The organism is Paraburkholderia sp., from assembly GCF_035656215.1.
GTDB lineage: Bacteria > Pseudomonadota > Gammaproteobacteria > Burkholderiales > Burkholderiaceae > Paraburkholderia.
Genome location: NZ_DASRSY010000327.1, coordinates 10,870 through 25,212, shown reverse-complemented (window position 1 = coordinate 25,212; position 14,343 = coordinate 10,870). Strand labels below are relative to the sequence as shown.

10 protein-coding genes are annotated in these 14,343 nt (G+C 61.4%); 7 read left to right on the top strand and 3 right to left on the bottom strand.

Going from position 1 to position 14,343, the window contains the following annotated elements; genetic code table 11:
• The first annotated feature begins 169 nt into the window (after positions 1-169).
• On the top strand, positions 170-1,480 hold the full coding sequence (locus VFE81_RS18795) for an MFS transporter (RefSeq protein WP_325046033.1): 1,311 nt from the start codon (positions 170-172) through the stop codon (positions 1,478-1,480).
• Positions 1,481-1,636: 156 nt separating this feature from the next.
• Here VFE81_RS18795 and VFE81_RS18790 read toward each other — a convergent pair whose 3' ends face one another.
• From VFE81_RS18790 to selD, 3 genes are all read right to left on the bottom strand, one after another.
• Positions 1,637-2,692 carry a permease gene (locus tag VFE81_RS18790; RefSeq protein WP_325046032.1) on the bottom strand — a complete coding sequence of 352 codons (1,056 nt, stop codon included), beginning with the start codon at positions 2,690-2,692 and terminating at the stop codon, positions 1,637-1,639.
• Positions 2,693-2,720: 28 nt separating this feature from the next.
• Positions 2,721-3,788 carry a tRNA 2-selenouridine(34) synthase MnmH gene (gene mnmH / locus VFE81_RS18785; RefSeq protein WP_325046031.1) on the bottom strand — a complete coding sequence of 356 codons (1,068 nt, stop codon included), beginning with the start codon at positions 3,786-3,788 and terminating at the stop codon, positions 2,721-2,723.
• Positions 3,789-3,923: 135 nt separating this feature from the next.
• Positions 3,924-4,988 (bottom strand): selenide, water dikinase SelD, encoded by a 1,065-nt coding sequence (selD, locus tag VFE81_RS18780; protein WP_325046030.1) that lies wholly within the window; start codon positions 4,986-4,988, stop codon positions 3,924-3,926.
• Positions 4,989-5,191: 203 nt separating this feature from the next.
• On the opposite strand from selD, the gene fdnG reads away from it, so the two are divergent.
• The 6 genes from fdnG to selB all read left to right on the top strand — a co-directional run bounded on the left by fdnG (position 5,192) and on the right by selB (position 14,342).
• Entirely contained in the window at positions 5,192-8,260 is a 3,069-nt protein-coding gene (gene fdnG / locus VFE81_RS18775; RefSeq protein ID WP_325046029.1) for a formate dehydrogenase-N subunit alpha, read from the top strand.
• A gap of 9 nt (positions 8,261-8,269) precedes the next feature.
• Positions 8,270-9,202 carry a formate dehydrogenase subunit beta gene (gene fdxH, locus VFE81_RS18770; protein ID WP_325046028.1) on the top strand — a complete coding sequence of 311 codons (933 nt, stop codon included), beginning with the start codon at positions 8,270-8,272 and terminating at the stop codon, positions 9,200-9,202.
• Positions 9,189-9,854: a formate dehydrogenase subunit gamma gene (locus VFE81_RS18765; RefSeq protein ID WP_325046027.1), complete on the top strand. Its 666-nt coding sequence runs from the start codon at positions 9,189-9,191 to the stop codon at positions 9,852-9,854. The genes fdxH and VFE81_RS18765 overlap by 14 nt, the downstream gene beginning before the upstream one ends.
• Positions 9,855-9,978: 124 nt before the next feature.
• The gene (gene fdhE, locus VFE81_RS18760) at positions 9,979-10,974 is read left to right on the top strand and encodes a formate dehydrogenase accessory protein FdhE (RefSeq protein WP_325046026.1); all 996 of its coding nucleotides are present in this window, start codon (positions 9,979-9,981) and stop codon (positions 10,972-10,974) included.
• A gap of 27 nt (positions 10,975-11,001) precedes the next feature.
• Positions 11,002-12,432 carry an L-seryl-tRNA(Sec) selenium transferase gene (selA, locus tag VFE81_RS18755; protein WP_325046025.1) on the top strand — a complete coding sequence of 477 codons (1,431 nt, stop codon included), beginning with the start codon at positions 11,002-11,004 and terminating at the stop codon, positions 12,430-12,432.
• Entirely contained in the window at positions 12,429-14,342 is a 1,914-nt protein-coding gene (gene selB / locus VFE81_RS18750) for a selenocysteine-specific translation elongation factor (protein WP_325046024.1), read from the top strand. The genes selA and selB overlap by 4 nt, the downstream gene beginning before the upstream one ends.
• Position 14,343: the final 1 nt, after the last annotated feature.

The following is a 14,343-nucleotide window of genomic DNA, read 5'->3' as shown; positions in this document are numbered from 1 at the left end:
TGGATCGCTGGGATCGCACGCGCCTATTCGGGTATCACCTCATGGTGTCCGATGCTAATTCATATAAACATATATATGACTACATCATATCTGGCCGTTTTCTCAACGTAGCGGCTGCCATGCCGCCGGGCGAGTGTCGATAGCGGCCGGCGAGACAACCGGAGCGGACATGTCTATGCAGGCAGGATTTGAGCAGCAGGTAATGAGGAAGATGGCGTGGCGGCTCATGCCGCTTCTGATCGTCATGTTTCTGATTTCGTTTATCGACCGCCAGAACGTCGGTTTCGCCAAGCTGGAGATGGTGCACGCGCTCGGCATGACGGAAGCTTCATACGGGCTGGGGGCCTCGCTGTTCTTCATCGGCTACCTTATCTTCGAGGTGCCGAGCACACTGGCGCTGCATCGCTTCGGTGCGCGGACCTGGCTCGCACGCATCATGATGACCTGGGGCGTGGTCACGGTGCTGATGGCGTTCGCGCGTTCGCTGCCCGTCTTCTATTCCTTTCGCTTCGCACTGGGCGTTGCCGAAGCCGGCTTTTATCCCGGCGTCATCTACTACCTCACGCAGTGGTTCCCACAAAGCTATCGCACCAAGGTGCTGGGGTTCTTCACGCTGGGCAGTTCGCTCGCCAATATGCTGGGCTCGCTGGTCGGCGGTCTTCTGCTGACGCTGGGCGGCACGTGGGGTTTCGCGGGTTGGCAGTGGGTGTTTATCGCCACCGGCATTCCGGCCATTCTGATTGCATTCGTTGCGCTCAAATATTTGCCGAATTCGGTGAAGGATGCACCTTTCCTTTCCCAGCAGGAGAAAGACGTCGTCATCGCCGCGCTCAAGCGGGAAGCGTCGGATGACGCTAAAGCGACGCGGCCTTGGGGCGCGTTGCTCGATCCGAAGGTTCTCATGTTCGCGCTGACGTACATGCTGATGTCGACGTCGCTGTACGGGGTGACCTACTGGATGCCGACGCTGCTGAAAAGCGACGGCGTGTCGTCGTCGCTGAACGGTGTGTTGAACATGATTCCGTGGGCGCTCGCGACGCTGCTTCTGCTGTGGCTGCCCGGCAAGCTCAAGCGTGAGCGCGTCGTTCTGAAGGCGATGAGCGTGGTGGCTGGCATCGGCGTCGTTTGCTTCGCGTCGAGCCTCGTCCTGCCGACCGCGTCGATGCGCTTTGTCGCGCTGTGTCTGGGCGGGGCGTGTATTCCCTTGCTCTATCCGTGTTTCTGGTCGCTGCCCCCGCGGTTTTTCTCGGGAGCAAGAGCCGCGGCGAGCGTGGCTGCGATCAACGCGATCGGCAATCTCGGCGGCTTTGCCGGGCAGAACCTGATGCCTTACGTCGGCAAGGTGGCGCATAGCCACGTCGCACCGATGCTGGTGCCTACGGCGTGTCTGTTCGTGTTGGGGATCGGGACGGCTCTCGCAGGACTGATCGGCGCGCGTCGCAGGATGGCGCTCGAGTCGGCGACGATTCGTCCGACTTAAGTTGCTTCGTCTATCCCCTCAAGGGCGGAGCAGATCGAAGCCAGCCAGCGCGACGACCCCGCTGACGACAATCAGGGCCACCGAATGCTGTCCGAAGTAGAGAAGGCCTGCGGCCGACCAGCTCGTTAGACAGAATGCTGCAATACGTTTCATCGTTTAGAAGCCCAAAGCGATAGCCAGAAACCCGCTGACCACCCCGCATGCCACCACCGCCAGCGTCACCACCGTCAGCACGCGCTTGGGAAAGGAGCGGCCAAGCATCGCCATTGAAGGCACGCTGATAAGCGGCAGCGTCATCAGCAATGCACCAGCCGGCCCGGCGGCCATGCCGAAGGAGAGCATGGCCTGAATGATCGGCACTTCGCCCGCGGTCGGAATCACGAACAACGTGCCGGCGATCGACAAGGTAATGATCCACAGCAGGCTGTTATCGATGCTGGGTCCGATGTGCGGAAACAGCCATGTCCGCGCAGCGCCGAGAATCAGCACCAGTACGATGTATTCAGGAATCAGCCGCAGCGTCATGGTTCCAAGGATCTTCACCCAGCGCGTGAACGCAGTGCCCGGATCGTCGCCGGTGACCAGTTGCGCCATGGCGTCGCGCGATGCTTCGGCTTCTTTCGGCGTGACCATGCGGTTCACCAGATAGCCGAGGCCGAACACCATCACGAGGCCCAGGGCGAGCCGCAAGCCCATCCATTGCCAGCCGAGCACGAAGCCTATGAAGATCAATGTGGCCGGATTAAGGGCCGTGTTACCCAGCCAGAACGCGATCGCCGCGCCCGGCGCCGCCTGACGGGCGCGCAAGCCGGCCACGACCGGCGCCGCGCAGCACGTGCACATCATGCCCGGCAACGACATCAGGCCGCCCTTCACCACGCTGCTGAAGTCGGACCGGCCGAGCGCGCGTGCGACCCACTGCGGCGGAATCAGCGCCTGCACCGCCGAGCCCAGCAGAAGGCCCAACACCATGGCTTGCCAGATCGCCTTGCCGTAGGCCAGCGCGTAATCGATGGCTGCCTGCCACGACGCCGCAGGCGCGCTCGACGACGTGCCCATCAGGATCGACTTGCCGATGGAATGCTGGCTCGCGGCGACGAAGGCACGGTTGTAGTACGGGAACCACTTCACATAGAAGAGGCCGACGACGGCGATCAGCAGAAACACGATCCAGCCAAGGGCGACACGGGGCTGCCGAAGGGTTGATTGCATGATGGATGGTCTTAACTTTAGTTTTGGATCAGATGACGGCGAGCGTGCTGTTATCGAGTTGAGCGAGGAGTGCTTTTGCCTGCTCGACGACATCGGCGTCGTTGGGCCGAAAATTCATTTGCAACGCACCCGGCAGGTGGACGAAATGTTGATGGCTGCTGCGCGCATACGCCGGATCATAGTGCCGTTCAATCAGCTCGCGGGCCAGTTCAGCCCGGCTATTTTCATCGACGAGGTACTGCCAGCCCGTGACGCGCTCCCGGCTATGCAAACCGATCATCTTCTGCAGTTGCGCTTTCAGCGATTCAGGATCGTCGAACAGATGCGCATAGTCTTGCAGCAGGAACGCTGCGCGGTCTTCGTGGCTCGATAACACTTCGACGCAGGCGCCCTGATGAAACGTGTCGAGGAGCGCGAGCGGCAGCGAAATCGAACCAATCCGCCGGCTTTCCGCTTCGACGAATACCGGCCGTTTGGGATCGAACGTGCGCAGGGCGCTCACCAGCAGCGTGTCGAAGCGCTTTTGCGACGGTTGCGTAACGCCTGCCCAGGCGCCCAGCAGCGAGCCGCGATGGGCCGCCAGCGCCTCGAGATCCAGCGTCTGCGCACCCGCCTGATTCAGCGCTTCGAGCAGGCGCGTCTTGCCGCTGCCGGTCGGGCCTACCAGCGCGATGTACCTGAATGCCTTCGGCAACGCGTCGAGGGTGTCCAGCGTTGCGCGCCGATAGCCTTTATAGCCGCCGTCCAGCTGACGCGCCGGCCAGCCTATCATATTGAAGAGCGTCGTGACCGAACCTGAACGTTTCCCGCCGCGCCAGCAATAGATCAGCGGACGCCAGTTGCGTGGCCGGTCGGCGAAAGTCGTTTCCAGGTGATGCGCGATGTTGCGCGCAACCAGCGCCGCGCCGATCCGCGTGCCTTCGAACGGCGAGACCTGTTTGTAAGTCGTACCGACCAGAACACGCTCTTCATTGCTCAGCACAGGCGCATTGAGCGCGCCGGGAATGTGGTCTTCGGCGAATTCGAGAGGCGTGCGCACGTCGATGATTTCATCGAAATCACCGGCTTGGTCGAGGCTGACGAGTAGGTTTTTCAAGGGGCTACGGACGAAACGAACCGGCGAGGAGGAGCGAAATTATCGCATGCGCAGTGAATGCCGGCTGACAGGCTGTTCAAACCCGCTTCCAGAACCTGCGCGTTGCCTCTCGTCGCCCAAAAACCTGCTTGCTCCTCAGATCACCTCGACTCGCTTTTCTCCGCTGACCATTTCCCCGATCACGCGCGCCTCGTTGAAACCGTCGGCGCGGAACAGGGCGAGCACCTCGTCGACCGCTTCCGGCGCGCACGAAACCAGCAGACCGCCCGAGGTTTGCGGATCAGTGAGCAGGGTGCGGGCAATCGACGGCAATGAGCTCGGCAACAGGATGTCTTTGCCGTAAGCGTCCCAGTTACGCCCCGAAGCACCGGTAAAAATGCCGGCCTCCGCGAAGCTGAGCACGTCCGGCAGCCAGGGCAAATCCGCATAGTGCACGCGGGCGGTCAGATTTGAGCCGCGCGCCAATTCCAGCGTGTGGCCCAGCAAGCCAAAACCGGTGATGTCCGTGAGGGCGTGCACGCCGTCGAGCGCGGAGAGCGCCGCGCCCGGCCGATTGAGCTTGGTCGTGGCCGCGATCATCGCGGCATAGCCGTTTGAATCGAGCCGGTCTTTTTTCAACGCCGCCGACAGCACGCCCACGCCCAGTGGCTTGCCGAGAATCAGCATGTCGCCCGCTTGCGCACCGGCGTTGCGTTTGACCCGGCGCGGATCGACCACGCCGATCGCAACCAGACCGTAGATGGGCTCCACCGAATCGATCGAATGGCCGCCGGCGAGCGGGATGCCGGCTTCGGCGCAGACAGACTCGCCGCCCTTCAGCACCGCTGCGATCACGTCGTGCGGCAACACATTGATCGGCATGCCGACAATCGCCAGCGCCATGAGTGGCTTGCCGCCCATGGCGTAGACGTCGGACAGCGCATTGGTTGCGGCGATGCGGCCGAAGTCGAACGGGTCGTCGACGATCGGCATGAAGAAGTCGGTGGTGGCGACGATCGCCTGCTCGTCGTTGAGCCTGTAGACGGCGGCGTCGTCGGCGGTATCGTTGCCGACCAGCAGATCGGGAAAGAACGGCAGCGGCGCGCTTCGCTTGAGCAGATCGGCGAGCAGGCCGGGGGCGATCTTGCACCCGCAGCCTCCGCCGTGTGACAGGCTGGTCAGGCGGGGCGAATGGGTTGTGGTGGGGAGGGTATCGGTCATTATGGCGCGGATTTCGGGCTTCGAATGACCGCATTATGGCGGTTGTTCGCGCGCGCGGGACGGCGGCGGCCCACCGGCTCCGTTGAAATCGGCTGCAGTGCTTCATATTTAACAATGTTGACGAGGTGTGCAGTCTCGCAGCAGGACTTCATATCGGCCTCTATAATCGATTTTAGTATCCCGAAAAAAGCCGAGGCCATTACATGACCCACATGTCCCGGCGACAGTTTCTGAAGGTCTCCGCTACCACGCTCGCCGGATCAAGTTTGGCTCTCATGGGCTTCTCTCCGGCACCCGCGCTAGCCGAGGTTCGTCAGTACAAACTGTCGCGCACAACTGAAACCCGCAATACCTGCCCATACTGTTCGGTAGGGTGCGGCATCCTGATGTATGGACTTGGCGACAACGCCAAGAATGCAAAGTCCAGCATCATCCACATCGAAGGCGATCCCGATCATCCGGTGAATCGCGGCACGTTGTGCCCGAAGGGTGCGAGCCTGATCGACTTCATTCATAGTCCGAGCCGCCTGAAGTATCCGGAGTACCGCGTGGCTGGATCGAATGAGTGGAAGCGGATTTCGTGGGAAGACGCGCTCGACCGTATCGCGAAGCTGATGAAGGAAGACCGCGATGCCAATTTCGTCGAAACGACGGAAGACGGCAAGAAGGTCAACCGCTGGCTGACCACCGGCATGCTCGCTGCATCGGCAGGTAGTAATGAAGTGGGATATTTGACGCACAAGACTGTCCGCAGTCTTGGCATGCTCGCATTCGATAATCAGGCACGTGTCTGACATGGCCCGACGGTGGCAGGTCTTGCCCCGACGTTTGGCCGTGGAGCGATGACGAACCATTGGGTCGACATCAAGAACGCGGATGTGATTCTCGTGATGGGCGGTAATGCGGCCGAGGCGCACCCGTGCGGTTTCAAGTGGGTCACGGAAGCGAAGGCGCATCGCAAGGCAAGATTGATCGTGGTCGATCCGCGCTTTACGCGTACGGCATCGGTCGCGGACTACTACGCACAGATTCGAACCGGCTCGGACATCGTGTTCCTGGGCGGGGTGATCAACTATTTGCTCACCAACGACAAGATTCAGCACGAGTACGTCAAGAACTACACGGATATGCCCTTCATCGTGCGCGAGGATTTCTCGTTCACGGATGGCCTGTATTCCGGCTATAACGCGGATCAGCGCACCTACGACAAGAGTTCGTGGGATTACGAGCTTGGCGACGACGGCTTTGCCAAAGTCGATCCGACGCTGCAACATCCGCGCTGTGTCTACCAGTTGATGAAGCAGCACTACTCGCGCTATACGCCCGAGCAGGTCGAAAAAGTCTGTGGCACGCCGAAGGAAAAATTCTTGAAGGTGTGCGAGATGCTGGCATCGACGGCCGTCCCTGGGCGCGCCGGCACGATCCTGTACGCGCTCGGCTGGACGCATCACTCGGTCGGCTCGCAGATCATCCGAACCGGTGCGATGGTGCAATTGCTGCTGGGCAACATCGGCATTGCGGGCGGCGGCATGAACGCACTGCGCGGTCACTCGAACATCCAGGGCTTGACCGATCTCGGCCTGATGTCGAACCTGTTGCCTGGCTACATGACCTTGCCGATGGAAGCCGAGCAGGACTTCGACGCGTACATCAAGAAGCGCGCAACCCAGCCGTTGCGCCCGAACCAGCTCAGCTACTGGCGTAATTACCGCGCGTTCCACGTCAGCTTCATGAAGTCGTGGTGGGGCGATAACGCGACCGCCGAGAACAACTTCGGTTTCGACTATCTGCCGAAGCTCGATAAGTCGTACGACATGCTGCAGGTCTTCGAGCTGATGAATCAAGGCAAGATGACCGGCTACATCGCGCAGGGCTTCAACCCGCTTGCCGCGGCGCCGAACAAGGCGAAGATCGGCGCGAGTCTGGCCAAGCTGAAGTGGCTCGTCATCATGGATCCGCTCGCCACCGAAACCTCCGAGTTCTGGAAGAACTTCGGCGAGTTCAACGACGTCGATCCGGCGACGATCCAGACGGAAGTGTTCCGATTGCCGACCACGTGTTTCGCGGAAGAGCGTGGCTCGCTGGTCAGCTCCAGCCGGGTGCTGCAGTGGCACTGGCAGGGCGCGGATGGCCCGGGCGAATCGAAGAGCGACCTGGAGATCATGTCAGGGCTCTGGCTGCGTATTCGTAAGGCTTATAAGGAGAACGGCGGCAAGTATCCCGATCCGATTCTCAACATGAGCTGGCCGTATTCGGACCCGGAAAGCCCGACGCCTGAAGAAATCGCCATGGAGTTCAATGGCAAGGCGCTCGCCGATGTGACGGATCCCATTGACAAAACCAAGGTGCTCGCCAAACAGGGCGAACAGTTGGCGGGCTTCGCGCAGCTTCGGGATGACGGCAGCACCGCAAGCGGCTGCTGGATCTTCTGCGGTGCGTGGACTCAGGCCGGCAACCAGATGGGCCGCCGCGATAACTCGGATCCAACTGGCATCGGCAATACGCTGAACTGGGCATGGGCATGGCCCGCAAACAGGCGGATTCTGTACAACCGCGCTTCGTGCGACGTTAGCGGCAAGCCGTTCGACCCGACGCGCAAGCTGATCGCGTGGAACGGCAAGGCGTGGACCGGAGCGGATGTGCCCGACTTCAAGGTGGACGAACCGCCTGAAAACGGTATGAATCCGTTCATCATGAACCCGGAAGGTGTTGCGCGTTTCTTCGCGCGTGATGGTCTCGTGGAAGGTCCATTCCCCGAGCACTACGAACCGTTCGAAACGCCGCTCGGCTACAACCCGCTGCATCCGGACAACAAGGCGGTTGTCAGCAATCCGGCGGCGCGGGTGTTCCCGGACGATCGGGCTGCTTTCGGCACGCATGAGAACTTCCCGCATACGGCCACCACCTATCGCTTGACCGAGCATTTCCACTACTGGACCAAGCACGCGCGTTTGAACGCGATCATCCAGCCGCAACAGTTCGTGGAGATCGGTGAGGATCTGGCGAAGGAAGTGGGCGTGGTCGCGGGGGATCGCGTGAAGGTGTCGTCCAATCGCGGGCATATCATCGCCGTGGCGCTCGTCACCAAACGGATCAAACCGCTCATGATCGAAGGGAAAAAGGTGCAGACAGTCGGGTTGCCGTTGCATTGGGGCTTCAAGGGACTCACGAAGCCGGGCTATCTTGTCAATACGCTGACGCCTTCCGTAGGCGACGGGAATTCGCAAACACCGGAATTCAAGTCGTTCCTCGTCAAGGTCGAAAAGGCATAAGGAAAAGAGATGGCACTGCAATCACTGGACATCAAACGCCTCTCGGCCACCACCTTGCCGGAACCGCAAGTGCGTGTGCCGGTCACGGGCACGGTCGCCAAGCTCATCGATGTATCGAAGTGCATTGGCTGCAAGGCGTGTCAGACAGCCTGCATGGAGTGGAACGATCTGCGCGACGAGATCGGCACGACGACCGGCATCTATGACAACCCGCGCGATCTGTCAGAGCATTCGTGGACCGTCATGCGGTTCTCGGAGTACGAAAACACCGAGGGCGATCTCGAGTGGCTGATCCGCAAGGACGGCTGCATGCACTGCGAAGATCCGGGCTGTCTGAAGGCATGTCCTTCGCCGGGCGCGATCGTGCAGTACACGAACGGCATCGTGGATTTTCACGAGGAAAACTGCATTGGCTGCGGCTATTGCGTGACCGGTTGCCCGTTCAACGTGCCGCGCATTTCGAAGAAGGACAATCGCGCGTACAAGTGCACGCTGTGTTCGGACCGCGTGGCTGTCGGTCAGGAACCGGCTTGTGTGAAGACCTGTCCGACCGGCGCGATCATGTTCGGCACCAAGGAGGACATGAAGCAGCAGGCGGCGGATCGGGTCGTCGATCTGAAGGAGCGCGGGTTCCAGAACGCTGGTCTGTACGATCCTGCCGGCGTGGGCGGCACGCACGTGATGTACGTGCTCCACCACGCCGATAAAGCCAATCTGTATCACGGCTTGCCGCAGAATCCGAAGATCAGCGCGATGGTCTATCTGTGGAAGGGTCTGGCGAAACCGCTTGCGCTGGCCGGTATCGCGTTTGCCGCGTTGGCGGGGTTCTTCCACTACACGCGCATCGGCCCGAACGAGGTGACGGAGGCGCATGAAGCCGAAGCACAGCACGAAGCCGATGAAGCACGCCGTTCGCGGGAGGCATCCGATGAAACACGCTGAAAATCATGAGCACGTTGTGCTGAAAGACGTGAAGGGCAACAGTCTGATACAGCGCTATACGCCGAATGAACGGACGAATCACTGGATCACCGCCATCACGTTCGTCTTGCTGGCGCTCTCCGGCCTCGCCATGTTTCATCCGGCGATGTCGTGGCTCTACGCGATCTTCGGCGGTGGGCAATGGACGCGAATTCTGCATCCGTTTGTCGGCTGCGTGATGTTCCTGTCGTTCCTGATTCTTGCGTTACGTTTCTGGCACCACAATTATCTCGACCGCGCGGACATTCAGTGGATGAGGCAGATCGACGACGTGCTCAACAATCGCGAGGACAAGCTCCCCGCGATCGGAAAGTACAACGCCGGTCAAAAGCTGCTATTTTTCACGATGGTGATCTGCCTGCTGCTGTTGCTGGCAAGCGGCATCGTGATCTGGCGGCGCTATTTCTCGTTCTATTTCCCGATCGAGATCATCCGCCTCGCCGCGCTGGTTCATGCCGCGACTGCGTTCGTGCTGATCGTTGGCATCGTTGTGCATATTTATGCGGCGCTGTGGATCAAGGGATCGATCGGCGCGATGACGCGTGGTACCGTGACCTACGGATGGGCGAGAAAGCATCATCCGAACTGGTTCAAGGAAATAATCGGCAAGTAGGATCGATAAAGGATAGGTAAAAAGTGCGGCGCAACTTGCCGCGCACCGCACCCGAGCCGGCGCCCTTGTTCGATGAACTGCGGCGGCTCTTCAGTTCTCAGTGCAGTTTTTAGAGGTTGATACTTTGGTTCAACGCATTCTTGAGGCCGGCGATATCGAGTCGCTCGATCACACCGCGATTCCCCGCATCCGTACACCGGAACGGCTAGTGGTCTTTTCGGCGCGCGCCGCGCGGCTGCGCCAACTCGCGGCGCGCAGCAATCCGATTGCCGGCTATTTGCGCCTGATGGCCGTGCTGGCGGATGCACAGCAAGCCGTGATCACCAGCTTCAAGGCGAAGCCACCCAGCGCCGAACTGATCGCGAGCGCGCAACAGCATTCCATGCCGCTGATTCCGGCGCTCTCCGGCGTACGCGACCCGGCGTGGCACGACGTTCTGCGTCAATTGCTCGACAAGGTAGAAGCCGCGGGGCCGCTCACGCCGCCGCTCGAAGCGCTCATTGAAAAGTTGCGAACACTCGATCAAGCCACACTCGACACTCAGGCCGACGCGATCTTCGCGCAGCGCTTCGGGGAGGTCGATCCGGCGAGCGCGCCGCTCATCATGGCCGCGCTGCAAGTGGTGTGGACCGACCTCGCTGCCGATATCGACAAGCGCGAAGTGCCGTACATCGAAACGCTCGGCCTGTGTCCTGTATGCGGATCACATCCGGTGGCGAGCATGGTGCGCGTGGGCGGTACGTACGACAATTACCGCTACCTGCAATGCGGTCTGTGCGCGACAGAGTGGCACATGGTCCGTTCGAAATGTTCGAACTGCGACTCGACCAAGGGCATTGCCTATCACGCCGTCGGCTCGCAGGACGCCGACGAGGTCACCCGGGAAGCCGATTCGAGGAATGCGTTTTTGAAGGCGGAGTCGTGTGACGAATGCCATACTTACCGGAAGATTGGCATTCAGTCGAAGGACTACGATTTCGAACCGTTCGCGGACGATCTCGCCAGTCTCACGCTGGACCTGCTGATGGGAGCGGAAGGTTACCGGCGCGCGTCGCCGCATCCGTGGCTCTGGCCGGAGCAGGCCGACAGCGCGGCTGAGTCTTCCGGCGTATCGGGCTGAAGCGCGACTGAAAAAAAGGACTGCCTTGTGAGCGATGTAACCGGCTCTGAATTACGCGCGTTGATGGCGCGTGTGCCGTCGGTGGAAAAAGTGATGGCGTCGGCCGAGTTTGCGGCGTTGCTGACCGAGTTCGGCCGCACGCAGGTGTTGGGTGCCTTGCGTCACGCGCTCGACACCTGGCGCGCCAGCGCGCAGTCGGGCGCCGTGTTGGTGAGCGCGCTCGATGTCGCGCAACTACAGGTATCGGTCGAGGCCACACTGCGCCGGCGCAACGCGGCCCGCTTACGCAGTGTCTTCAATCTGACCGGCACCGTGCTGCATACCAATCTCGGCCGCGCATTGCTGCCGGACGAAGCGGTGCAGGCCGTGATGAAAGCCCTCACGCAGCCGGCCAATATCGAGTTCGATCTCGGCACCGGCAAGCGCGGTGATCGCGACGATCTGATCGATGAACTCATCTGCGAACTGACTGGCGCCGAAGCGGCGACCGTGGTTAACAACAATGCCGCCGCCGTGTTGCTTACGCTGTCCGCGTTGGCGTCGAAGAAAGAAGTGATCGTGTCGCGCGGGGAGCTGGTTGAAATCGGCGGCGCGTTTCGCATTCCCGACATCATGAGCCGCGCGGGTGCCAAGCTGCGCGAAGTCGGCACCACGAATCGCACGCACCTGAAGGACTACGACGAAGCCATTGGTCCGCAAACCGCGCTGCTGATGAAAGTCCACGCGAGCAACTACGCGATCAACGGATTCACCAAAGAGGTCGGTGTCGGCGCCATCGTGCCGCTGGCCCACGCGCGTGGCATCGCGGTTGCTGTCGACCTCGGCAGCGGCACCCTGGTCGATCTGACGCAATGGGGCTTGCCGCGTGAGACGACGGTGCGTGAAACCATCGAAGCTGGCGCCGACCTTGTCACGTTCAGCGGCGACAAGTTGCTTGGCGGCCCGCAAGCCGGGTTGATCGTTGGCCGGCGTGATTTGATTGCAAAGATCAAGAAGCATCCCCTCAAGCGCGCGCTGCGGGTCGGCAAACTGACGCTCGCGGCACTGGAGCCCGTGCTCCAGATGTACCGTGCGCCGGAGAAGCTCGCTGAGCGGCTGACTACGCTGCGTCTGCTTACGCGTCCGAGCGACGACATCCGGCTCGCCGCGGAGCGGGTACGGCCTGCGTTGCAGCGTGCAGCCGGAGAGCGCTATGCCGTGGTGGTCGAGCCCATGTTCAGCCAGATCGGCAGCGGGGCGTTGCCCGTCGATGTGCTGCCGAGCTACGGCCTCGTCGTCAGGCTTGCCGACGGCAAGCGTGGCGGCCGTCAATTGCTCGCGCTCGAGAAACGGTTGCGCGAGATGGCGCGACCGGTCATCGGCCGCATCGCGGACGACGCGTTGCGTCTCGACCTACGTTGTCTCGAAGCCGCCGACGAAGCGCAATTGATCGAGCAACTTAAGGGCGTGCACGCATGATCGTAGGTACGGCCGGACATATCGACCACGGCAAAACGAGTCTGGTGAGAGCGCTGTCAGGCGTCGATACGGATCGTCTTAAGGAAGAAAAAGCGCGCGGCATTTCGATCGAACTAGGCTATGCGTACGTGCCGCTCGAAAACGGCGACGTGCTCGGCCTGATCGACGTGCCGGGCCACGAAAAGCTCGTCCACACCATGACTGCGGGCGCGAGCGGAATCGATTTCGCGTTGCTCGTGATCGCTGCGGATGACGGCGTGATGCCGCAAACGCGTGAGCATCTGGCGATAGTGGAACTGCTCGGCATCAAGCGTGGTGCGATAGCGTTGACCAAGGTAGACCGGGTTGACGCGCAGAGGCTGCAGGAAGTCCACGACGAGATCGCGGCGTTTCTGAGCGGCAGCGTGCTGCAAGATGCGCCCGTATTCGATACCTGCGCGACGCGCGACGACGATCCTGGCGTGGCCGCGCTGAACGCGCATCTGCACGCAGCGGCAGCAGCGTGGCGAATGAAGCGCGACGACGGCCTGTTCCGTCTCGCGGTCGACCGGGTTTTCACGCTCTCGGGCCAAGGCACGATCGTGACAGGGACCGTGGTATCGGGACGCGTCGCGGTAGGCGATACGATGCTGCTCGCGCCGAAAAGTCAGCCGGTGCGCGTGCGTAGCATTCATGCGCAGAATCGTCCGGCCGAGATCGGGCGGGCAGGCGAGCGCTGCGCGTTGAACCTTGCGGGTATCGATAAAAGCGCGATCGATCGCGGCGACTGGATCGTCGATCCGCGTCTGTCGCAAGCCTCGGAACGTATCGACGTCATGCTGACGCTGCTGGCCGATGCACCGTTGACGCTGGAGCATTGGGCGCCACTGCATGTGCATCTGGGCACGCAGCATCAGGTGGCGCATGTCGCGTTGCTCGATGGTCAGACGCTCGGCGCAAGTCAGCGGGCGCGCGTGCAACTCGTGTTCGAGCGGCCGGTGTGTGCGCTTCCCGGCGACCGCTTTGTCGTGCGCAATGCGCAGGCCAATCGCACGGTTGGCGGCGGTCATGTGCTCGATCCGTTTGCGCCTTCACGCAAGCGTCGCTCCGTCGAGCGGCTGGCGTGGCTCGACGCGATTCAGATCATGCTCGACACCGGCACGCTGGACCCGCTCCTCGCAAGGGCACCGCATGGATTGTCCCGATCGTTGCTGGAAAGACTGACGGGTATGCAGGCGGTCGCGCTCGAGTTGCCGTCTAACACGCGCGTCGTGGCGCTTTCTGGCAACGATGCGTTGTTGATCTCCGATGCGTCATGGCGTGCGCTGAATACGCGGCTGACTACGACGCTAAAGCAGTACCACGAACGCTCGCCGGACGAACTGGGCCCGGAAGGTTCGCGCTTGCGGCGGATCGCAGCACCGCTCGTTGACGATGCTTTGTGGCGCGCGTTAGTCGACGATGCTGCGGGGCGCGGTGAGATCGTCAGACGTGGGCCATGGTTACATCTGCCTGACCACGCGGTGACACTCGACGACACCGATCGCGCGCTCGCGGCGGCGTTGCTGCCAGCGCTGAAAGACGGACGTTTCGATCCACCATGGGTGCGCGATCTGGCCAACGTGCATGGTGTATCCGAAGATCGCGTGCGGCAATTGCTGCGCAAGCTCGCGCGGCAGGGCGAGATTTTTCAGGTCGTTCGTGATCTCTTTTATCACCAGGAGGTGGTTCGCGAACTGGCTTCGATCGCGGCCTCGGAAGCGCAAAAGAGCGCGGGGACGGTGGCGGCTGCACCGTTTCGCGATGTCACCGGTCTTGGCCGAAAGCGCGCGATTCAGCTTTTGGAATTCTTCGACCGGGTTGGATATACTCGCTTTCACCGTGGCCTGCATCTGATGCGCGCGGATAGTCGTTGGCTCGATCTGCTTTGAT